Source organism: Pseudomonas sp. dw_612 (assembly GCF_018449725.1).
Taxonomy (GTDB): domain Bacteria; phylum Pseudomonadota; class Gammaproteobacteria; order Pseudomonadales; family Pseudomonadaceae; genus Aquipseudomonas.
Genome location: NZ_JAAVVC010000012.1, coordinates 1 through 22,169, shown reverse-complemented (window position 1 = coordinate 22,169; position 22,169 = coordinate 1). Strand labels below are relative to the sequence as shown.

Annotated in this window: 19 protein-coding genes and 1 riboswitch; of the genes, 14 read left to right on the top strand and 5 right to left on the bottom strand. The window is 60.8% G+C overall.

The annotated features are described in order from the left end of the window. Nucleotides 1-13 precede the first annotated feature (13 nt). From HB680_RS18790 to HB680_RS18780, 3 genes are all read right to left on the bottom strand, one after another. Nucleotides 14-826: an aldo/keto reductase gene (locus HB680_RS18790; RefSeq protein WP_213940052.1), complete on the bottom strand. Its 813-nt coding sequence runs from the start codon at nt 824-826 to the stop codon at nt 14-16. Continuing rightward, the gene (locus HB680_RS18785; RefSeq protein WP_213940051.1) at nt 823-1,998 is read right to left on the bottom strand and encodes an FAD-dependent oxidoreductase; all 1,176 of its coding nucleotides are present in this window, start codon (nt 1,996-1,998) and stop codon (nt 823-825) included. The genes HB680_RS18790 and HB680_RS18785 overlap by 4 nt, the downstream gene beginning before the upstream one ends. A 201-nt stretch (nt 1,999-2,199) precedes the next feature. Continuing rightward, nucleotides 2,200-2,532: a multidrug efflux SMR transporter gene (locus HB680_RS18780; RefSeq protein WP_008027887.1), complete on the bottom strand. Its 333-nt coding sequence runs from the start codon at nt 2,530-2,532 to the stop codon at nt 2,200-2,202. Nucleotides 2,533-2,635: 103 nt separating this feature from the next. Here HB680_RS18780 and HB680_RS18775 point away from each other — a divergent pair, with 103 nt between their 5' ends. Then, on the top strand, nt 2,636-3,526 hold the full coding sequence (locus tag HB680_RS18775) for a LysR family transcriptional regulator (protein WP_213940050.1): 891 nt from the start codon (nt 2,636-2,638) through the stop codon (nt 3,524-3,526). Nucleotides 3,527-3,548: 22 nt separating this feature from the next. Further along, a complete protein-coding gene (gene waaA / locus HB680_RS18770) occupies nt 3,549-4,826 on the top strand; it encodes a lipid IV(A) 3-deoxy-D-manno-octulosonic acid transferase (protein ID WP_213940049.1) in 1,278 nt (425 codons plus the stop codon). 98 nt (nt 4,827-4,924) lie between these two features. On the opposite strand, the gene HB680_RS18765 is transcribed toward waaA, so the two are convergent. Next, complete coding sequence (locus tag HB680_RS18765) at nt 4,925-6,358, bottom strand: TolC family outer membrane protein (protein ID WP_123402461.1); 1,434 nt, start codon at nt 6,356-6,358, stop codon at nt 4,925-4,927. Nucleotides 6,359-6,550: 192 nt separating this feature from the next. Then, nucleotides 6,551-6,656, top strand: a riboswitch (TPP riboswitch). A 174-nt stretch (nt 6,657-6,830) separates the two neighbouring features. Here HB680_RS18765 and thiC point away from each other — a divergent pair. Together thiC and cytX are read left to right on the top strand one after the other, a co-directional pair. After that, a complete protein-coding gene (gene thiC, locus HB680_RS18760) occupies nt 6,831-8,720 on the top strand; it encodes a phosphomethylpyrimidine synthase ThiC (RefSeq protein ID WP_213940048.1) in 1,890 nt (629 codons plus the stop codon). A gap of 102 nt (nt 8,721-8,822) precedes the next feature. Next, nucleotides 8,823-10,112, top strand: a complete 1,290-nt coding sequence (cytX, locus tag HB680_RS18755; protein WP_346657411.1) for a putative hydroxymethylpyrimidine transporter CytX — start codon at nt 8,823-8,825, stop codon at nt 10,110-10,112. On the opposite strand, the gene HB680_RS18750 is transcribed toward cytX, so the two are convergent. After that, a complete protein-coding gene (locus tag HB680_RS18750; protein WP_213940046.1) occupies nt 10,081-10,824 on the bottom strand; it encodes an RsiV family protein in 744 nt (247 codons plus the stop codon). The genes cytX and HB680_RS18750 overlap by 32 nt on opposite strands. Nucleotides 10,825-11,051: 227 nt before the next feature. On the opposite strand from HB680_RS18750, the gene HB680_RS18745 reads away from it, so the two are divergent. The 10 genes from HB680_RS18745 to HB680_RS18700 all read left to right on the top strand — a co-directional run bounded on the left by HB680_RS18745 (nt 11,052) and on the right by HB680_RS18700 (nt 21,853). Next, nucleotides 11,052-11,669: an NUDIX domain-containing protein gene (locus HB680_RS18745; RefSeq protein ID WP_213940045.1), complete on the top strand. Its 618-nt coding sequence runs from the start codon at nt 11,052-11,054 to the stop codon at nt 11,667-11,669. Beyond that, a complete protein-coding gene (locus HB680_RS18740) occupies nt 11,660-12,112 on the top strand; it encodes a DUF1249 domain-containing protein (protein ID WP_054053309.1) in 453 nt (150 codons plus the stop codon). The genes HB680_RS18745 and HB680_RS18740 overlap by 10 nt, the downstream gene beginning before the upstream one ends. Before the next feature lie 99 nt (nt 12,113-12,211). Then, on the top strand, nt 12,212-13,027 hold the full coding sequence (gene cpdA / locus HB680_RS18735) for a 3',5'-cyclic-AMP phosphodiesterase (protein ID WP_213940044.1): 816 nt from the start codon (nt 12,212-12,214) through the stop codon (nt 13,025-13,027). 1,160 nt (nt 13,028-14,187) lie between these two features. Beyond that, nucleotides 14,188-14,436, top strand: a complete 249-nt coding sequence (locus HB680_RS18730; RefSeq protein WP_213940043.1) for a DUF6124 family protein — start codon at nt 14,188-14,190, stop codon at nt 14,434-14,436. Between the two features lie 187 nt (nt 14,437-14,623). Continuing rightward, nucleotides 14,624-15,232, top strand: a complete 609-nt coding sequence (locus HB680_RS18725; protein WP_213940042.1) for a YqiA/YcfP family alpha/beta fold hydrolase — start codon at nt 14,624-14,626, stop codon at nt 15,230-15,232. A 41-nt stretch (nt 15,233-15,273) separates the two neighbouring features. Then, the gene (gene parE / locus HB680_RS18720) at nt 15,274-17,178 is read left to right on the top strand and encodes a DNA topoisomerase IV subunit B (protein WP_213940041.1); all 1,905 of its coding nucleotides are present in this window, start codon (nt 15,274-15,276) and stop codon (nt 17,176-17,178) included. After that, the gene (locus HB680_RS18715) at nt 17,178-18,167 is read left to right on the top strand and encodes an esterase-like activity of phytase family protein (protein ID WP_213940040.1); all 990 of its coding nucleotides are present in this window, start codon (nt 17,178-17,180) and stop codon (nt 18,165-18,167) included. The genes parE and HB680_RS18715 overlap by 1 nt, the downstream gene beginning before the upstream one ends. Next, nucleotides 18,164-18,685, top strand: a complete 522-nt coding sequence (locus HB680_RS18710) for a TIGR02281 family clan AA aspartic protease (protein ID WP_213940039.1) — start codon at nt 18,164-18,166, stop codon at nt 18,683-18,685. Before HB680_RS18715 ends, HB680_RS18710 begins: the two co-directional genes overlap by 4 nt. A 10-nt stretch (nt 18,686-18,695) precedes the next feature. Next, on the top strand, nt 18,696-20,963 hold the full coding sequence (gene parC, locus HB680_RS18705; RefSeq protein ID WP_213940038.1) for a DNA topoisomerase IV subunit A: 2,268 nt from the start codon (nt 18,696-18,698) through the stop codon (nt 20,961-20,963). Between the two features lie 176 nt (nt 20,964-21,139). Beyond that, nucleotides 21,140-21,853 (top strand): ABC-type transport auxiliary lipoprotein family protein, encoded by a 714-nt coding sequence (locus HB680_RS18700; protein WP_054053326.1) that lies wholly within the window; start codon nt 21,140-21,142, stop codon nt 21,851-21,853. Nucleotides 21,854-22,169 lie beyond the last annotated feature (316 nt).

Here is a 22,169-nt window from a genome sequence, read left to right as displayed (position 1 = left end):
CGCGTGGGCGGCATCAGTTTCTACGTAGGACCTGGGCAACGGTCGCGACGTTGTGGGCGAGGTGCAGCGGATTGATGGTCCCGACAATAGCACTGGCAACGCCCGGATGTTCAAACAACAACTCGAAGCTGGCGCGCACCGGGTCCACGCCGGGGCTGAGGCAGACGTGACCGCTGGCGAGGGCTTTTTTCACCAGGATCGCTTTGCCGTGGGAAGCAGCATAGTCAATGACGGCTTTCTCGTTCTGTTCGTTGAGATTGTAGGTGACCATGGCGCAATCACCTTGTTCCAGAGCCTTCAAGCCACCTTCAACGGTTTTGCCGGAAAAGCCGAAACCGCGAATCTTGCCTTCGGCCTTGAGCTCGGCGAGGGTTGCGTAGACTTCGCAGTCGTTGAGGATCGCAAGGTCGTTGCCGTCGGAGTGCACCAGCACCAGGTCGATAAAATCCGTTTCCAGACGTTGCAGGCTGCGTTCCACCGAGAGCCGGGTGTGAGCGGCGCTGAAATCGTGGCTCGACTGGCCGTCGGCAAATTCTTCGCCGGCCTTGCTGACGATCACCCACTCTTGACGCTGACCGCGCAGCAACGGGCCGAGGCGCTCTTCGCTGCGGCCGTAGGCCGGGGCGGTGTCGATCAGGTTGATGCCCATATCGCGGGCGAGTTTGAGCAGCCTCCGCGCTTCGTCATCGCCGGGGATCTGGAAGCCGTTGGGGTATTTCACGCCCTGGTCGCGGCCCAGTTTTACCGTGCCCAGGCCCAGGGGCGAAACCAGCAGGCCGGTGCTGCCCAGTGGGCGATGCAGGTCGTGCAGGGTCTTTACGCTCATGGCAGCAGTTGCTCCCAGGCTGGAATGCCCATCGGTGGTTTTGGCAGATCGGGCAGAGGCGCCGCCGGGCCGGGTTGAATGCCGTCGCGGGTCAGGCTGGCGATGACGCGATCAGCGAAGTCCGGCGCCAGCGCCAGTTTGGTCGGCCAGCCGACAAGCAACCGCCCCTGCTCGGCCAGGAACGCGTTGTCCGGGCGGGTCAGGCCTGTTTGCAATGGCTCGGCGCGGTCCACGCGCAAGGTCGCCCATTGCACGGTGCTCAGGTCAATCCAGGGCAGCAACTGACCGAGTTCTTTTTGCGCCGTGGCGATTTGCTCGGCGGGTTCGCGGGCCACGCCTTCGGCTTCGGCAATATCGCCGCCCAGGTACCAGACCCATTGGCCATCGGCGGCCGGGTGAGTGGTCACGGTGATGCGCGGTTTGGTGCCGCCACCCAGGCAGTGGGCGTACAGCGGTTTGAGGCTCGGGCCTTTGGCGATGATCATGTGCAACGGCCGGCGCTGCATGGCGGGCTGGCTCAGCCCCAGTGCTTCGAGCAGCGCGGCCGTACCGGCACCGGCGCTGAGGACGATGCGCTGGGCGCGAATCTCACGACCGTCGACGGTCAGGCCCACCAGAATGCCACCTTCCAGCAACGGTTCGATGGTTTGCCCGGCGAGCAAGCCGTCACCGGCCAGATCGGCCAGACGCTGGATCAGGCTTGGCACGTCGATCACCAGTTCCGCCAAGCGATACACCTTGCCCTTGAAACGCTTGTCTTGCAGCGCTGGCGGCAGTTGATCGCCCTTGACCTGATCGACCCGCCCGCGCACGGCTTTGCTGGCGAAGAAACTGGTGAGGTTGCCGGCGATCGTGCCCGGGGACCAGAGGTAATGGGCTTCGGACAACAGGCGCACGCCGCTCAGGTCCAGCTCACCGTCACCGGCCAGCGCTTCACGCCAGCGGCGCGGCATGTCGGCGATGGCTTCCGAGGCGCCGGTCAGGGCGCCGTGCAACGCGTACTTGGCGCCGCCGTGGATGATGCCCTGGGACTTCACGCTCTGCCCGCCGCCGAGGCTGGCACTTTCCACCAGCACGGTCGAAAAACCCTGGCGACGCAAGCGCGCATTGAGCCAGAGGCCGGCGACACCAGCGCCGACAATCAGAACGTCGGTGGAAATAACGGATGGCATGCAGCGACCTCAGTGTTCAAGACGAGGGCGCAGTATACAGACTCGAAGAAGAGGGGATTTGTCGGTGATCAATCGGGTGGATGCAAAACCCCTGTGGGAGCGGGCTTGCTCGCGAAAGCGGTGTATCAGTCGACATTGAAGTTATCTGACACACCGCTTTCGCGAGCAAGCCCGCTCCCACAATGGATTGCACTTCGGATCTTAATGGCCGGCGGTTTTGGAGAAGAGTTGAATCACCACAACACCGAGCACGATGAGCGCCATCCCCAACATCGCCGGCACATCCAGCTTCTGTCCATAAATAAACAGCGCCGCCACACTGACCATCACAATTCCCATCCCGGCCCACACCGCGTACGCCACACCCACCGGCACGCTGCGCACGACAAGGGTCAGCATCCAGAAGGCGATGCCGTAGCCAACAATGACCAGGATCAGCGGCAGGGGCGTGCTGAAGCCTTTGACCGCTTTCATCGAAACAGTGGCAATCACTTCGGCGCAGATGGCGATGGCCAGGTAGTAGTAAGCGGTCATGGTGTAATCCTCGTATGAAGTGTTGCTCTCTGAGCTCGGCATTCTAGAGACTCTTCAGATGCGGTAAAGTCATTACCTATCTGTATTGAAGATGGGTTGAGCCATGAATACGCAATGGAATCTGGAACAGCTGCGCTTGTTTGTCAGCGTAGCGGAGCAACGGTCGTTTTCGGCGGTGGCGCGGGATCAGCGCAAGGCGCAGTCGGCGGTCAGCAGTTCGATTGCGTTGCTGGAGGAGGACTTGGGCGTGAGCCTGTTCGACCGCAGCAGTGGCCGCCAACCGAAGCTGACCGAGGCCGGCGGTGCCCTGCTCGAAGAGGCGCGGGAGGTGCTTCGTCAGTGCGAACGCCTGAACGGCCGGGCGCTGGCGATGATGCGTGGGCAAGAAGCGCGTATCCGCCTGGCCCAGGATGAAGCGATGCCGTTTCAGCCGATCGTCGATAGCCTCAGCGCGCTCGCGGTGCAGTTCCCCAGCCTGGAAGTGCAATTGTCCAACGGCACCCAGGGCGATGTAGCGCGAAAACTGTTGGAGCGGCGTGCCGACCTCGGTTTGCTGTTCTACCACGACCAGATTCCTGAAGCGCTGGAGCGCCGGGTGCTGGGCAGTATTGAAATGGTCACGGTGTGTGGCGTCGGTCATCCGCTGGCGGTGCTGGATGAGGTCAACTGCCAGCAACTGGCCCAACATCGGCAATTGCTGATGGCCGCGCAATCCAGCGTCTATCCCGGTAGCGAGCCGGCCAGTCCGCAGGTCTGGCGCGCGGACAGCTTCTATGTCATCGCCGAATTGCTGATGCGTGGCCTCGGCTGGGCCTGGTTGCCGCGCAACGTTGTGCAGTACTCCGGGTATCAACGGCAGATGGTCGAACTGGTCAGCGAATGGACCCCGCCGGCGCTGGTGGTGGAGTTGGTCTGGCGTCGCGACGAACCGCTCGGGCCGGCGGCGCGTTGGTTGGCCGAACGTTTTGCGGTGCACTTGCAGGCGATCGGCTGAAAAACCGATAAACTCCGCCGCCATGAATAGAACTCTCTACACCGCGCTGTTTTACCTGGGGCTGCCATTGGTAGCGATTCGGCTTTGGCTGCGTTCGCGCAAGGCGCCGGCGTATGCCAAGCGCATTGGCGAGCGCTTCTCCTACGGGTTGCCGACGATGCAGCCGGGCGGCATTTGGGTGCACGCCGTGTCCGTGGGCGAAAGCATTGCTGCGGCGCCGATGATTCGCGCCTTGTTGCAACGTTATCCGACGCTGCCGATCACCGTGACCTGCATGACCCCGACCGGCTCGGAGCGCATCCACGCCTTGTTCGCCAATGAACCGCGCATCCAGCACTGCTATTTGCCCTACGACTTGCCGTGCGCAGCGGCACGCTTCCTGGATCGGGTCCAGCCGAAACTGGCGGTGATCATGGAAACCGAACTGTGGCCCAACCACATTCATCAGTGCGCCAAGCGCGGCATCCCGGTGGCGCTGGCCAATGCGCGATTGTCCGAGCGTTCGGCCAAGGGCTATGGCCGCTTCCATAAACTGACCGGGCCGATGCTGGCCGAGATGAGCCTGTTCGCGGTGCAGACCGAGGCCGAGGCCGAGCGCTTCCGCTCACTCGGCGCGCGGCCGGAAACCGTCGAAGTCACGGGCTCGATCAAATTCGACCTGACCATCGACCCGCAACTGCTCCAGCGCGCCGTCGAGTTGCGCGGGCAGTGGCAGGCAATGGAACGTCCGGTGTGGATCGCCGCGAGCACCCACGAAGGGGAAGACGAAGTGGTGCTGGCCGCCCATCGTCAATTGCTGGCCAGCCATCCCGATACCTTGCTGATTCTGGTGCCGCGTCACCCGGAGCGTTTCAATTCAGTGTTCGAGTTGTGCAAGCAGCAGGGTTTCGCCACGGTGCGGCGATCCACGGGTGAACCGGTGACTGCCGATACTTCGGTGTTGCTGGGCGACACCATGGGCGAATTGCTGTTTCTCTATGCCTTGGCTGACAGCGCGTTTGTCGGCGGCAGCCTGGTGCCGAATGGTGGGCATAACCTGCTGGAACCGGCGGCGCTGGCCAAACCTGTTTTGAGCGGACCGCACTTGTTCAACTTCCTCGAAATCGCCGCGCAATTGCGCAGTGCCGGGGCGTTGGCTGAAGTCGATGACGCCGAAGGATTGGCGGTGGCGGTGCAGCGCTTGTTCGAATTGCCGCGCGATGCGCAGCGGATGGCGGAGGCGGGGTTGAAGGTGATGCGCACCAATCAGGGCGCGTTGCAGCGGTTGTTGGATGGGTTGGGGCGGTTGATCGATCGCTAACCCGGGGCGACGGAAACAAAAAGATCGCAGCCTTCGGCAGCTCCTACAGGGAAACGCATTCCAATGTAGGAGCTGCCGAAGGCTGCGATCTTTTGCTTTTAAGGCCGGGCCTTGAGTTGCTCAGCCGCAGCCTTGGCCAGGTCCGGTGGCAGGAAGTCTTTATCCGGGTTGTAGTCAGCCTTGAGGTAGCGCGACAAATCCTGCAAATCCCCCGGGTTCAATGTGCCCGCCGCTTGCTTCAGGCGCAGATTGTCGAGGATGTAGTCGTAGCGGGTGTTGTTGTAGTTGCGCACCGAGGTGTAGAGCTGGCGCTGGGCATCGAGCACGTCGACGATGTTGCGCGTCCCCACCTGATAACCGATTTCCGTCGCTTCCACCGCGCTTTGGTTGGAGATGATCGACTGCTTGCGCGCCTGGACCTGTTCGACATCGGTGTTCACCGCGCGGTGCAGGTTGCGGGTGTTTTCCACCACTTGCCGGCGCAGTTGCTCGCGCTGCTGCTCGGTCTGGTCAAGGCGTGAATAGGACTCGCGGACCTGGGAGTTGATCAGGCCGCCGCTGTAGATCGGGATGTTCACTTGCAAGCCGACGGTGGTCTGCTCGACGTTGCCGCCGTAAGGCTGGCCGAAGGCGCTCGGGTTGCTGAAGCCCAGCGCGTCGTTGTCACCCTTTTCGTATTTCGCCACCGCATCGAGGGTCGGCGCGTGGCCGGCCTTGCGTTGCTTGAGGGTTTCTTCGGCCGCGCTGACCGCGTAGTTGCTGGCCAGCAGATTCAGGTTCTGCTTGGCGGCGGTGTCGACCCAGGCCTTGGCGTCGTTCGGCGCTGGCGGCAGGATCGGCAACGTATGGACGATGCCCTGGATCGAGTTGTACTGACGGTTGGTCAGGGTGATCAGCGCTTCAAACGCGTCATCCACCTGGCGCTGGGCGAGGATTCGGTTGGCCCGGGCGGTGTCGTAACTGGCCTGGGATTGCAGCACGTCGGTCTTGTCCGACAGGCCCACATCGAAGCGCTCGTTGGACTGGTCGAGCTGGCGCTTGAACGCCGCTTCTTCCGCCTTGGTCGAGGCCAGGTTGTCCTGGCTGCGCAGCACGTTGAAATAGCTTTCCGCCGATTGCAGGATCAGGTTCTGCTCGGTGGCCGACAGTTGCAGCGAGGCTTGCTCGTTGACGTCTTTGGCGGCCTGGAACTGGAACCAGCGATCGGCGCGGAACAGCGGCTGGGCCAGCGTCGCCTGATACGAATGCGCATCGCGGTTGGCGGTGCCTGACGGCTGATCGAGCTGGGTGCGCACCGAACTCAGGTTGGCCCCGCCCGACAGGTTGGGCAACAGGCCGGCACGGGCCTGGGGCACGACTTCTTTTTGCGCGCCGTATTGGGCGCGGGCGGCTGCCAGGTCGGCGTTGTTGTCCACCGCTTCCTGATAGACGCTGACCAGGTCGGTTTTGGTGGATAAGGGCGCTTCTGCTGCCCAGGCCATTCCATTGGACGCACAAGACACGGCAAGGGCCAGTGAGAGTTTGCGCAGCATGAGGCCATCCCTAAAAAATTACGCCGATAATTTGAGCGCCAAAGGTAAGGCGCGGCCCGCACAGCGTCAAGGCGCAGCACGGCGAAGGGAGTGTAGTTGCACGGGCGTACCGCAACAATCTGGTAATTGCGCCATTCATCATGGTGTTTACCGCGGTGTTGGCGTTCTTTGCCAGTTGTGTCTAGACTGGCCGGGTTCTTGTCGGGGTGCCTTGCTATGAGGCTGAGATCGAATAATTTCGGATCCCGTTGAACCTGATCAGGTTAGCGCCTGCGTAGGGAACAAGATTTCTCGTCACCCGGCGAGTCCTCTTGTGCTTCGTCCGGGATGTTGTTCGACAATCGACAGTCGACAGCCCTCGAGCACTGAGCACAGCACCAACAGCTTTGTTTTCGCTGATTGGTCGCGTCCATTCGTTACAGGTTCACTCCGACAAAATTCCACTGCCTGGATGCTGTCTGGAGAGCCCGTGATGACGATAAAACTAAAAAATACGACGAACCTGAGTGATTCGGCCCAAGTCGATCAACAGTCGGTTCAACCGTTTACCCGCTCGCAAAAAATCTATGTCCAGGGCTCCCGCCCGGACATCCTCGTGCCGATGCGCGAAATCAGCCTCGACGTGACCCCGACCGACTTCGGCGGTGAGATCAACGCGCCGGTTGTCGTGTACGACACCTCGGGCCCGTACACCGACCCCAACGTCATCATCGACGTGCGCAAAGGCCTGGGCGATATTCGCTCGCCGTGGATCGAATCCCGTGGCGACACCGAGCGCTTGCCCGGCCTGAGCTCCAACTTCGGCCAGGAACGCCTCGCCGATGCCGAGCTGACCAAGCTGCGTTTCGCCCACGTGAATAACCCGCGCCGCGCCAAGGCCGGGGCCAACGTCAGCCAGATGCACTACGCGCGCAAAGGCATCATCACCGCCGAGATGGAATACGTCGCCATCCGCGAAAACATGAAGCTCGAAGTGGCCCGTGCCGCCGGGCTGCTGGACCAGCAACACGCCGGTCACAGCTTCGGCGCCAGCGTGCCGAAAATCATCACCCCGGAATTTGTCCGTGACGAAATCGCCCGTGGCCGCGCGATCATTCCGGCCAACATCAACCACACCGAACTGGAACCGATGATCATCGGCCGTAACTTCCTGGTGAAGATCAACGGCAACATCGGCAACAGCGCCCTGGGTTCGTCCATCGAAGAGGAAGTGGCGAAACTGACCTGGGGCATTCGCTGGGGTTCGGACACGGTCATGGACCTGTCCACCGGCAAACACATTCACGAAACCCGCGAGTGGATCATCCGCAACTCGCCGGTGCCGATCGGTACGGTGCCGATTTATCAGGCGCTGGAAAAAGTCGGCGGCGCCGCCGAAGACCTGACCTGGGAGCTGTTCCGCGACACGCTGATCGAACAGGCCGAGCAGGGCGTCGACTACTTCACCATCCACGCCGGTGTGTTGCTGCGCTACGTGCCACTGACCGCCAAACGCGTGACCGGCATCGTGTCCCGTGGCGGTTCGATCATGGCCAAGTGGTGCCTGGCGCATCACAAAGAGAACTTCCTTTACACCCATTTCGAAGATATCTGCGAAATCATGAAGGCCTATGACGTCAGCTTCTCGCTGGGCGATGGCCTGCGTCCGGGCTCGATTGCCGACGCCAACGACGCGGCGCAATTCGGTGAGCTGGAAACCCTTGGCGAGCTGACCAAGATTGCCTGGAAGCATGACGTGCAGTGCATGATCGAAGGCCCGGGCCACGTGCCGATGCAGTTGATCAAAGAGAACATGGACAAGCAGCTCGAGTGCTGCGACGAGGCGCCGTTCTACACCCTCGGCCCGCTGACCACCGACATCGCGCCGGGCTACGACCACATCACCTCCGGCATCGGTGCGGCGATGATCGGCTGGTTCGGTTGCGCCATGCTCTGCTACGTCACGCCGAAGGAACACTTGGGCCTGCCGAACAAGGATGACGTGAAGACCGGGATCATCACCTACAAGATCGCCGCGCATGCCGCCGATCTGGCGAAGGGGCATCCGGGCGCACAGATTCGCGACAATGCCTTGAGCAAGGCGCGGTTCGAGTTCCGTTGGGAAGACCAGTTCAACCTGGGCCTCGATCCGGATACCGCCCGTTCGTATCACGATGAAACCCTGCCGAAGGATTCGGCCAAGGTCGCGCACTTCTGCTCCATGTGCGGGCCGAAATTCTGCTCGATGAAAATCACCCAGGAAGTCCGCGAATACGCGGCCAACCAGCGGATCGAAACCGTCGATGCCGAAGTCGCCCAGGGATTGGCGGACCAGGCAGAGCGGTTCAAGCAGGAAGGCAGTCAGCTGTACAAGAAAGTTTAAGCGGCAAGTTGCAAGCGGCAAGCGGCAAGTTAGAAGCAAAGGCTGGATCTGCTTTTTCTTGAGGCTTGCCGCTTGACGCTCGTAACCCATGTTTTCCTTGAGATATCTGACGTGAACACCTATTCCCCTGACACTGCCGTACCCGCCGATAGGCGCGTCTTCGGCGGTCGCGATCTGTTTTCCCTGTGGTTCTCCCTCGGCATCGGCCTGATGGTCTTGCAGACCGGCGCGTTGCTCGCGCCGGGCCTGGGCTTGTCCGGCTCGCTGCTGGCGATTTTCCTCGGCACGCTGGTCGGCGTTTTGCTGCTGGCGGCAGTCGGCGTGATCGGCAGCGACACCGGCCTGTCGTCGATGGCCGCGCTCAAGCTCAGCCTCGGCAAACGCGGCGCGAGCCTGCCGGCGGTGCTCAACCTGCTGCAACTGATCGGTTGGGGCTCGTTCGAAATCATCGTCATGCGCGACGCCGCCAGTTTGCTCGGCGCCCGGGCGTTCAGCGAAGGCAGCCTGCTGTCGAATCCACTGCTGTGGACGTTGGTATTCGGCGCCTTGGCGACCTTGCTCGCGGTCAGCGGCCCACTGACTTTCGTGCGGCAGATCTTGCGCAAGTGGGGCATCTGGCTGTTGCTGGCGGCGTGCATCTGGCTGACCTGGAACTTGTTCGCCAAAGCCGATCTGGCCGCGTTGTGGGCCCAGGCCGGTGATGGTTCGATGCCGTTCGCCGTGGGCTTCGACATTGCGATTGCGATGCCGCTGTCCTGGCTGCCGCTGATTGCCGACTACTCGCGGTTCGGCAAGCGTGCGAAAAACGTGTTCGGCGGCACGGCGTTGGGTTTCTTTATCGGTAACTTCTGGCTGATGAGCCTGGGCGTCGCGTACACCCTGGCGTTCGCGCCGAGCGGTGAAGTGAATGCCTTGCTGCTGGCGCTGGCCGGTGCCGGCCTGGGGATTCCGCTGCTGCTGATTCTACTGGACGAGTCGGAAAACGCCTTTGCCGATATTCACTCGGCGGCGGTGTCGAGCGGGATTCTGTTGCGCTTGAAGGTCGAGCATCTGGCATTGGCGATTGGCGTGATTTGCACATTGATCGCGTGCCTGGCGCCGTTGGCCCAGTACCAGAATTTCCTGCTGTTGATCGGTTCGGTGTTTGCGCCGCTGTTTGGCGTGGTGCTGGTGGATCACTTCATCCTGCGCAAACGCAGTGCCCAGGTCGCGTCAGCCGCCTTGCGCTGGCCGGCGTTGCTCGCCTGGCTGGGCGGGGTGAGCACCTATCATTTGCTGGCCAATCTGTATCCGGATGTCGGCGCAACCCTGCCGTCTCTGGTACTGGCAGGGCTGCTGCAACTCGTGCTCGGTCGAGCCTTCAGTTACGGCCGGGAAACAGCTCGGGCTTGAGAATGCCGTTGAGGCGCGGGTAGGGGATCTTCAGTTCGATGTGGCCCAGCGCGTAAGGCGCGATGGTGCTCACTTCGTACTTGAGGATCACTCCGCCATAGGTCAGCGCCACGTTCTGGGTTTTCTGGAAATGCCAGGTCTTCAGGAAATCTGCTTCCTGATCGAGCTTGGTGCTGATCAGCCAACTGTTGTGCGCCACTTGCGCGGCTTTCCAGAACGCTTCTTCCTGACCCGGCAGCAACATATCCGACAGCGTCAGCACTTTATGCTGCTGGCGCGAATAGTTGATAAAGCTGCGGCCCGGCGTGCCATGGGCGCCGCCCGTGTCCAGGTAACTGGAAAACTCAACGATCACCAAGCCGTCATGCTGCTCCCGTACCTTGGCTTGCAAATAGCTGCTGGAGCGTGGCGCGGCGGTGCGCAAAAACTGATCGCGGTAAGCGGCCAGGGTCGGCGCAGCCGGGGCGTCCGGGGTGCGGGTCAATTGCAGCAGGTTTTTTTCGACGATGCCGTCCAGCTGTGGCTCGGCCGGGAAACGCAGGGTGTCGATGTTCACCAGCGGGCAGTCAGGCGTGGTGCAACCCGGCTTCAGGATTTCCGAGGCATCGCGGGTGGTTTCCAGCGGCGTTCGGTAGTTGGGTTGGAACAGACTCTGGCAAGCGCCCAAGGTCAGGGCGATGGCGGCCACGGAGGCGATTTTAAAAAGCGACATGGGCGTCCTTCATAAAACAGGGAAAGGCGAAAAGTTACCGCTTCGACTATCAACGGAGCAGTCAGTTCGCCACTAAGCTAATTAGAGTTGGTTTCGCCCTCACCGTCTATCCCGCTGAAGGTAAAGGGGCTGCATCAAAGGTCGCGGGCGCGTTAGGATGGCGCGAAGTCGAGGTTGCCAGTAACAAAAAGCAACCTCGTAACGGATAGCAGTAAACGAGGATTGTCATGACTGATTTTGCCAACGCCATTCCGACCACCGTTGAGATCGTTCGACGCGAACAGTGCTACGCGGGCTTCTACAAGCTCGATCGCCTGCATTTGCGTCATGAATTATTCGCTGGCGGCATGAGTCGCGAGATCAATCGTGAAGTGTTCGTGCGCCACGATGCGGTGTGCGTGCTGCCTTACGATCCGCAACGCGACGAAGTGGTGTTGATCGAGCAGTTTCGCGTCGGCGCCATGGGCAAGACGAGCAACCCGTGGCTGATCGAATTGGTCGCCGGTCTGATCGATAAAGATGAAGAGCCGGAAGAAGTTGCTCACCGCGAAGCGCAGGAGGAAGCTGGGCTTGTGTTCGGGGCGCTGTGGCCGATGACCAAGTATTTCCCATCGCCCGGCGGCAGCAACGAATTCGTGCATTTGTACCTGGGGCGTTGCGACAGCACGGGAGTAGGCGGGCTGCATGGACTGGCAGAAGAAGCGGAAGATATCCGCGTCACGGTCTGGGCCTTCGAAGATGCCCTGCAGGCCGTACGCGACGGACGAATTGCCAACGCGGCCAGCATCATTGCTTTGCAATGGCTTGCTTTGAACCGCGCTGAAGTGAGGGGGTTATGGTCGTAAACAAGCTGCGCGATCGCTATCGGGTGGACCTCGTGGGGCTGCAAGCCTCCTGCGAGGCGAACTACGCGCGTTTGATGCGACTGCTGCCGGACATGCGCAGCGAACCCGAGGCGCGGCGCATTGCCGTGACCCAGGGCGACCAGATGCTCGGTGTCCTGGCCCTGGAAGTGCTGCAAGTCAATCCATACACCACCACCCTGCAAGTGCGCCAGGAACACAGCCTGCCGTGGCTGCCGGTGCCGCAACTGGAAGTTCAGGTCTACCACGACGCCTGCATGGCCGAGGTCGTCAGCGCCGAACATGCAAGACGCTTCCGGGGCATCTATCCTTACCCGAATGCCGCGATGCATCAGCCAGATGAAAAGGCTCAGCTCAATCTGTTCCTGGGGGAATGGCTGAGTCACTGTCTGGCGTGTGGGCACGAGTACGCAGTCGTTCGATAGATGTGAACTGCGTCCGGTTCACACGTTTCCTCTTTTGACCTTCCCCCAGCATAATTGCGGCCACTATCCACCTCCGTGATTCAGCCCTGGGAGAACGCCTTGCCGAGCGTATCCACATTGACCACCGTCGATTCGGCGTTGCTGGTGCAAATCTCCGACAGTCATTTGTTCGCCGAGGCGGACGGCACGTTGCTGGGCATGAATACGCGCGAGAGCCTGCAGAAGGTCATTGATCTGGTCCGGCAGCAGCAGCCGCAGATCGATCTGATCATTGCCAGTGGCGATATTTCCCAGGATGGCACGTTGGAGTCTTATCAGCAGTTTCGCGACTTGACGCGGCAGCTCGATGCGCCGGCGCGCTGGATTCCCGGCAATCACGATGAACCGATGATCATGGCTGAGGCGGCGGTGCAGAGTGCGCTGCTGGAGCCGGTGGTGGATGTGGGTAACTGGCGCGTCACGCTGCTGGACTCGGCGGTGCCGGGGTCGGTGCCGGGGTATTTGCAGGATGAGCAGTTGCAGTTGCTGGCGCGTTCGTTGAGTGAGGCGCCGGAGCGGCATCATTTGGTGTGCTTTCATCATCATCCGGTGTCGATTGGTTGTGCCTGGATGGAGCCGATCGGGTTGCGTAATCCGGAGGCGTTGTTTGCGGTGCTGGATCGGTTTCCGCAGGTTCGGGCTGTGCTTTGGGGGCATGTGCATCAGGAGATTGATCGGGATCGCGATGGGGTGCGGTTGATGGCTTCGCCTTCGACGTGCATTCAGTTTGAGCCGGGGAGTGAGGATTTCAGGGTGGGGGAGCAGGCGCCGGGGTATCGGTGGTTGCGGCTTTTGCCTGATGGCCGCTTGGAAACCGGTGTGGAGCGGGTTATCGGGTTTGACTTCACGGTTGATTACGGTTCTGACGGGTACTGAGACTTGGCGGCCTTTGGGCCGACCATGTTCTTTGGTGGACTGAGTACATATCCGTTTCTGCGGTAACGGCGGCTTAGGGTTTCGCCCTTACGGCGAGTCCCTTTTGGCAAACGCCCCAAAAGGAACCAAAAGGTCTTGCCCCGGCGTCCGGCCCCTCGCTTTGGCTCGGTGTTCCCTCGCTCCGGTCCTGCTCCGTGGGCCCGCCGCCATCGGCCATCCATGGCCGGGGGCGGCTAGCCCGGCATCCATGCCGGGCTGCCCACTACGCAGAACCTCCACTCGGCCTCCCGAAGGGGCGGTAGAGCAAGATCAAGAGCTGCAGGCGAGCTAACGCTCGGCCTGATGAGTGGTGTAGAGCGGGGCGGTGTGCGCCGCTCTGCTTTTGCTTTTGCTTTTGTAGGAGCAAGGCTTGCCCGCGATGGCGGCCTGACAGCCGACCAATCTCTCCCGGATGTACTCATTCAAACTGTAGGAGCAAGGCTTGCCCGCGAAGGCGTCCTGACAGACGACCAATCTCTCCCGGATAGACTCGATCAAACTGTGGGAGCTGGCTTGCCCGCGAAGGCGTCCTGACAGACGACCAATCTCTCCCGGATACACTCGATCAAACTGTGGGAGCTGGCTTGCCTGCGAAGGCGTCCTGACAGCCGACCAATCTCTCCCGAATGCAACCCAATCAAACTGTGGGAGCGGGCTTGCTCGCGAAGGCGTCCCAACAGGCGACTAATTTCTTTCTGATGCACCGGCCCTTTGTAGGAGCTGCCGAAGGCTGCGATCTTTTGACGTTGATCTTCAACATCAAGATCAAAAGTTCGCAGCCTTCGGCAGCTCCTACGCGGATGTTTATTGGTCAGTAAAAGTTTCAGAAGCTTCCCACAAGGTTTTCAGGTTGCCCGTCGGACGCGGCTTCTCTAGCCTTTTGCCTGTCGCTGACACATTCAGCGATCGGACTTCGCGGTCCGTTTTCTCAGGCATAATCGCCCCCGCCTAACGACAGCGCTTTCGGCTGTCTGTCGTTTCGTGTCATGGCGGCTGTGCGCGGGATACCTTCGGGTATGCCGAGTTGCCAGAGGATCGGTCCGCGAACCTGCGTACAGCTGCCACCCAAATTGCTTCGCGGTAATTTGTCAGTGGCTCCATTCTTCCTCTGGAGTATCACCATGTTCAAACCAACCCCAAATCCCCCCACCCGCAAACCCAGCACGATGTACACGATCGTCCCCGATAAAGACTCGGAAAGCCTATTAGCCCATGCCTGTGACGCCCTGGCGTCGGCGAGTGTGTTGTCCAGTGACTTCGCGGCGCGCCTGGAATGGCCGGACCGGCAGACGGCGATGGCGATTCAGCAGTTGGTCATGCTGGCCGATCTGGCGGTAAATCGGGCGTTGGATAACGTTGATCCGGCGTAATTTCTCCAGACAGACCGCGTCATCGTTCTTCGCGAGCAAGCCCGCTCCCACAGGTGACCGAGGTTCCGTGTGGGAGCGAGCCTGCTCGCGAAGGCGTCCGCACAGTCACCTCAAATCCCGAGGATGTCCCCGATCCCTGCGACTCCCTGTAAACTGCGCCTCTTTACCCGACGCTCAGGGAGTTCTAATGTCCGGTTCGATCCTTTATATCCACGGTTTCAACAGCGCGCCTTCGTCAAAAAAGGCGACTCAGTTGATGGAAGTGATGGAGCGTCTGGGCTTGGGCGACCGGTTGCGGGTGCCGGCGTTGCATCACCACCCGCGTGAGGCCATCGGTCAGTTGAACCGGGCGATTGAGGAGCTGGGGCGGCCGCTGCTGGTCGGCAGCTCACTCGGCGGCTACTATGCGACTCACCTGGCCGAGCACCATGGCCTCAAGGCCCTGTTGGTCAACCCTGCCGTCAGTCCGCACCGGATGTTTGACGGGTATCTGGGGACGCAGAAAAACCTGTATACCGATGAAGCCTGGGAATTGACCCACGACCACGTGACGGCCCTGGCCGAGCTGGAAGTGCCGGCGCCCCAAGACCCGCAGCGGTATCAGGTGTGGTTGCAGACCGGCGACGAAACGCTGGACTATCGCCTCGCCCAGCAGTATTACCGGGCCTGTGCCTTGCGCATCCAGGCGGGCGGCGACCACAGTTATCAGGGTTTTGCCGAACAATTGCCGGCAATGCTGAGTTTTGCCGGCATCGGCGCAGATTTGTATCAGGCAATCGATTTCACAGCACTGTGATCCCTTGCCTCTTATTCACAGAACATTGACGACGAGACCCCATGGCCACTCCCAGCGCTAGCTCTTATAACGCAGACGCCATCGAAGTCCTCTCGGGCCTCGACCCGGTGCGCAAACGCCCCGGCATGTACACCGACACCAGTCGGCCGAACCACCTTGCCCAGGAAGTCATCGACAACAGCGTCGACGAAGCCTTGGCCGGGCATGCGACCTCGGTGCAGGTCATCCTGCACGCCGATCACTCCCTGGAAGTCAGCGATGACGGCCGTGGCATGCCGGTGGACATTCACCCGGAAGAGGGTGTTTCCGGGGTCGAACTGATCCTCACCAAGCTTCACGCGGGCGGCAAGTTTTCCAACAAGAACTACCAGTTCTCCGGCGGTTTGCACGGGGTGGGTATTTCCGTGGTCAACGCCTTGTCGAACGAAGTCCGGGTGCGCGTGAAGCGTGACGGCAACGAATACCAGATGACGTTCGCCGACGGTTACAAGAAAACCGAGCTGGAAGTCATTGGCACCGTCGGCAAGCGCAACACTGGCACCAGCGTGTTCTTCGCGCCGGACCCGAAATACTTCGATTCACCGAAATTCTCCATCAGCCGTCTCAAGCACGTGCTCAAGGCCAAGGCTGTGCTGTGCCCGGGGCTGTTGGTCAGTTTTGAAGACAAGGCCACCGGCGAAAAAGTCGAATGGCATTACGAAGACGGCCTGCGCTCCTATCTGGTCGACGCGGTCAACGGCTTCGAACGCCTGCCGGACGAGCCGTTCTGCGGCAGCCTGGCCGGTAATAAAGAAGCGGTGGATTGGGCGCTGCTGTGGTTGCCGGAAGGTGGCGACAGCGTGCAGGAAAGCTACGTCAACCTGATCCCGACGGCCCAGGGCGGTACTCACGTCAACGGTTTGCGTCAGGGCTTGCTCGATGCGATGCGCGAGTTCTGCGAATTCCGCAGCCTGTTGCCGCGCGGCGTGAAGCTGGCGCCGGAGGACGTCTGGGAACGCATTGCCTTCGTGCTGTCGATGAAAATGCAGGAGCCGCAATTCTCCGGCCAGACCAAGGAGCGCCTGTCGTCCCGTGAAGCGGCGGCGTTCGTTTCGGGTGTGGTCAAGGATGCGTTCAGCCTGTGGCTTAACGCCAACCCGGAAACCGGCATGCTGCTGGCGGAACTGGCGATCAACAACGCCGGCCGTCGTCTGAAGGCCAGTAAAAAGGTTGAACGCAAGCGCATCACCGCAGGTCCGGCATTGCCGGGCAAACTCGCTGACTGCGCTGGGCAGGACCCGATGCGTTCCGAGCTGTTCCTGGTGGAAGGTGATTCCGCCGGCGGTTCGGCCAAGCAGGCGCGGGACAAAGAGTTTCAAGCGATTCTGCCGTTGCGCGGCAAGATTCTGAACACTTGGGAAGTCGACGGCAGTGAAGTGCTGGCCAGCCAGGAAGTGCACAACATCGCCGTGGCCATCGGTGTCGATCCGGGCTCGGCGGACATCGCCCAGCTGCGCTACGGCAAGATCTGCATCCTCGCCGACGCCGACTCCGACGGTCTGCACATCGCCACGTTGTTGTGCGCGCTGTTCGTCCAGCATTTCCGCCCGTTGGTGGATGCCGGTCACGTTTACGTCGCGATGCCGCCGCTGTACCGCATCGACCTCGGCAAGGAGATTTACTACGCCCTCGACGAAGCCGAGCGCGATGGCATTCTCGATCGACTGGTGGCCGAGAAAAAACGCGGCAAGCCGCAGGTCACCCGATTCAAAGGTCTGGGTGAAATGAACCCGCCCCAGCTGCGCGAAACCACCATGGATCCGAACACCCGGCGCCTGGTGCAACTGACGCTGGACGATTTCGAAGCGACCTCGGAAATGATGGACATGTTGCTGGCGAAGAAACGCGCTGGCGATCGCAAGTCGTGGCTGGAGTCCAAGGGCAACCTGGCCGAGGTTCTGGGCTGATGCGCTTTGGCTTTGCCCTGGCGTGTGCGTTGCTGCTGACCTCGTTGACGGTGTCTGCCGAACCGGCGCCAGAGCTGCGCGTGCTGTCCGAACATGCCGTCGAGGGCATGCGCGGCGGCAACCTGTCGGGGCTGGCGCAATGTGGCAAGGACTTGTGGACGGTTTCTGATCGCGACGATGATCAAATCTATCGTCTCGATACCAGCGCCAGCACCTGGCAAGCCGAAGCCGTGCGCATCGACGTGCCTCCCGTGCCGGACACCGGTTTGCCTTGGGGCTTGCGTTCGCGCACGTGGGCGGCCTCTTTCGTGCGCGGCGGGGATCTGGATTTCGAAGGCATCACCTGTGACAGCGCCGGCAATCGTTACATCGTCAGCGAAGGCCATGCGGCCGTGTTGCAAGTGCCGCTGACGGGCCCGGCAAACTGGCTGAAAGTCTCGCCCATGATGGTTCGCGAAGCGCGGGCCAGAGGCATGCTGCTGCAATTCAATGCAATATTCGAAGGCCTGGCGATCAATCCGGCAGGCGATCAGATATGGCTCGCCGCGGAGCGCCAAAGCCGCGGTTTGCTGCTGATCAAACGCAAACAGACGGTCTGGGATTGCGACGGTCGCTGTGTGCTGTTGAGCGAAGCCGGCAAGGAAATGCAGCCGCCACAATTCCCCAACGCCAAAGCGGTCAACCGGGATTTTTCCGACCTGTCATTGTTCGAGGGCAAGCTGTTTACCCTTGAACGCAACGCCTTTCAGATCTGTCGTCGCGATCCGCAGACCGCCAAGGTCGAGCGCTGCTGGTCGTATGCCGCCGAGCTGTTGCAGGCAAACCGGCGTTATTCACAGAACTATGGTTTGGAAGAGGCATTGATCATCGACGCCGACGGTGCGTGGATTGGGGTCGACAACAACTTCGGTCCCCGCGCCGATGGCGAGGTCCGTCCGATTGTCTGGCGCTTCGCCGCACCGGAAGGTGGCTGGAGCGCCAAGCCATGAGCCAGCAACCGCCGGGCAAACGCGCCGGTAGGGTGTTCATGATCCTGGCCTGGTGCGCCGCCTTGTTTCTGGCAACGCGGTTTTTCGGGCAGTTGGAAGAGCGTCAGCAAAATCCCAACGTGGTGGTCACGTCGGAGCAGGGCGAAGGTTTTATCGAAGTGAAACTGGTGGGCAACACCCAGGGGCATTTCGTCGCCAGCGGTCAGATCAACGGCCAGCCGGTGAGTTTTATGCTCGACACCGGGGCGACCGACGTGGCGATCCCGGCAGAAATGGCCGAACGGCTGAAACTTGAACAAGGCTTCGGGGTGACCCTGAGCACGGCAAATGGTCGCACCGAGGGTTATCGAACCCGCGTCGACCGGCTGCAACTGGGCGACATTGTGCTGCGTGATGTGCGCGCCATCGTCGTGCCAGGCCTGGATGGCAAGCAGGTGCTGCTCGGTATGAGCGCACTGAACAAACTTGAATTTACCCAGCGCGGTGGCACCATGCTGCTGCGCCAGACAACGAAATGATGAGGCCCGCATGAGCGACTCCCTTGATCTCAGCCTGGACGGTGTAGAGCGCCGGTCACTGGCTGACTTCACCGAAAATGCCTACCTCAACTACTCCATGTACGTGATCATGGACCGCGCCTTGCCGCATATCGGCGACGGCCTGAAACCCGTACAGCGGCGCATCATCTATGCGATGAGCGAGTTGGGGCTGGACGCCGATTCCAAGCACAAGAAATCGGCGCGTACCGTCGGTGACGTGCTCGGTAAATTTCACCCGCACGGCGATTCGGCCTGCTACGAAGCCATGGTCCTGATGGCCCAGCCGTTCAGCTACCGCTACACGCTGGTGGACGGTCAGGGTAACTGGGGTGCGCCGGATGATCCCAAGTCCTTCGCCGCCATGCGTTACACCGAGGCGCGTTTGTCCCGTTACTCCGAAGTGCTGCTCAGCGAGCTGGGCCAGGGCACCGCGGACTGGGGCCCGAACTTCGACGGCACCCTCGACGAGCCACTGGTGTTGCCGGCACGTTTGCCGAACATCCTGCTCAACGGCACCACTGGCATCGCCGTGGGCATGGCCACCGACGTGCCGCCGCACAACCTGCGGGAAGTCGCGACGGCGTGCGTGCGTTTGCTCGATGAGCCGAAAGCCACGGTCGAGCAGCTCTGTGAACACATCCAGGGCCCGGATTACCCGACCGAAGCGGAAATCATCACGCCGCGCGCCGACCTGCTGAAAATGTACGAAACCGGCAAGGGCTCGGTGCGCATGCGTGCCGTGTACCACATCGAAGACGGCGACATCATCGTCACCGCGTTGCCACACCAGGTGTCCGGCGCCAAGGTGCTGGAACAGATCGCAGCGATGATGCAGGCCAAGCCGTCCAAGGCCCCGCAGATCGCCGACTTGCGCGATGAGTCCGACCACGAAAACCCGTGCCGGATCGTGATCATTCCCGGCGCGCGGAAAAACTTCGACCACGATGCATTGATGACCCACCTGTTCGCCAGCACCGAGCTGGAGTCGAGCTACCGGGTCAACATCAACATCATCGGCCTCGACGGCAAGCCGCAGCTGAAAAACCTGCGGGCATTGCTGGTCGAGTGGCTGGAATTCCGGGTGCAGACCGTGCGTCGTCGCCTGCAATTCCGCCTCGACAAGGTCGAGCGTCGTCTGCACCTGTTGGACGGTTTGTTGATCGCCTACCTCAACCTGGATGAAGTGATTCATATCATCCGCACCGAGGAACACCCGAAAGCCGCACTGATCGCGCGTTTCGCCCTGAGCGAAATCCAGGCCGACTACATTCTCGACACCCGTTTGCGTCAATTGGCGCGACTGGAAGAAATGAAGCTGCGTGCCGAGCAGGACGAACTGCTCAAGGAACAAGCCAAGCTGCAAGCTCTGTTGGGCAGCGAAGCCAAGTTGAAAAAATTGGTGCGCACCGAGCTGATCAAAGACGCCGAAACCTATGGCGACGACCGCCGCTCGCCAATCGTCGAGCGCGCCGAAGCCAAGGCCCTGACCGAACACGACTTGCTGCCGAACGAGAAGGTAACCGTCGTGCTGTCGGAAAAAGGCTGGGTTCGCTCGGCCAAGGGCCACGAAATCGACGCCACCGGGCTGTCTTATAAGGCCGGGGACGGTTTCAAGGCCCTGGCGCCGGGACGTTCCAACCAGTTTGCGGTGTTTATCGACTCTACCGGTCGCAGTTATTCGGTGGCTTCTCACACGCTGCCATCGGCCCGTGGCCAGGGCGAGCCGTTGACCGGCCGTCTGACGCCGCCGCCAGGCGCGACGTTTGAATGCGTGCTGATGCCGGAAGACGATTCGTTGTACGTGATCGCCTCCGACGCCGGTTACGGTTTCGTGGTGAAAGGAGAAGACTTCCAGGCCAAGAACAAGGCCGGTAAAGCGCTGCTGAGCTTGCCAAACAATTCGAAAGTCATTCTTCCGCGCCCGGTACCCGACCGCGAGAACAATTGGCTGGCCTCGGTCACGACCGAAGGTCGCCTGCTGATCTTCAAAATCAGCGATCTGCCACAATTAGGTAAGGGTAAAGGCAATAAGATCATCGGTATTTCCGGTGAGCGCGTTGCCAGTCGCGAAGAATATGTCACAGACATCGCCGTTCTGCCGGAAGGCGCCACGTTGGTGCTACAGGCCGGAAAACGTACCTTGTCACTGAAAGCGGACGACCTCGAACACTACAAAGGTGAGCGTGGACGTCGTGGTAACAAACTGCCACGTGGCTTCCAGAGGGTAGATGCGCTGCTCGTCGAAAACCTCAATTAGGCGTGCTAGAGGCGCGGATCTACGATTTAACGCGTAGATCGGCGCTTTCGCGCTGGAGTCGGAACGCATATTCACGGATGATATGGCCTTTCAAGCGCCGGCGTGGCCGAGCGTTCTTCATATTTATTGAGTATTTTCACTGTGGTTAGCCTTGTGGCAACCACCTGGATGGGACGATGACTGCTCTGCGCCTTCCTTTTATTTTGATGCTCGCTGGCGTTCTTGGCCTGGCGGGTTGCAGCGTTCACCAACCGGTGTCGCTGTATCAACTGGACAGCGGAAGTCCGGTTCAGCCTGCGCAAAGCGCTGGCATGGCCGTATTGTTGGGTCCGGTAACGATTGCCGACTACCTGCAACGTGAAACTTTGCTGCAACGCCAACCGGATGGCAGCCTTCAGGCTTCGGCCGATGGTCGTTGGGCGGGTAGTTTGTCGTCGGACATCGATCAATTGCTGTTGCGTCAGGTGGCCGGTCATCTGGACAGCCAACGCGTCGTGCTGGCGCCCGCGACATTGGGTTTTACCCCGGATGTCCAAGTGCTGCTGACGATTACTCGCCTGGACTCGGGTGAGTCGCAGCCGGCGATCCTCGATGCCCAATGGCGTTTGATCGACCGTCGTGGCCAGGTTCGCGACAACCGCATCATTCACCTGCAAGAGCAACACGCAGGCGGGACAGCGGCTCAGGTCCAGGCTCAGGGCGTGTTGTTGCAGCGTCTGGCGGAGCAATTGTCTGTAGCGCTTAAGCCGCTGGCCAACCAGCCGCCGATTGCCGAAGCACCGCGTAAACCGGCGCCCAAGCCTGTAGCGCCAGCGGCGGAGCAGGACAAGCAGCCGAAGATTCCGATGGCTTCGCCGATTCGCACCGATATGGAAGTGTTCAGGTTCTAAGCCTGGATTGATCCGACACAAAGCCCGCAGAGATGTGGGCTTTGTTGTTTCTGCGGGTTGACTGGTGGGTGCCTTGAACAGGCGTCCGGCTTGAGGACCACCCCTCTCCCCAAGGGGGCGAGGGGAAAGGGAGCAGATCTTCATGCTGTTCAACACTTGAGTTCGGCTCGATATCTCAGGTCGATGTAACTCGAAAGAACAACTCGGTCAGTCCCCTCGCCCCTCTGGGGAGAGGGGAAAGGGAGCAGACCTTCATGCTGTTCAACACTTGAGTTCGACTCGATATCTCAGGTCGATGTAACTCGAGATAACAACT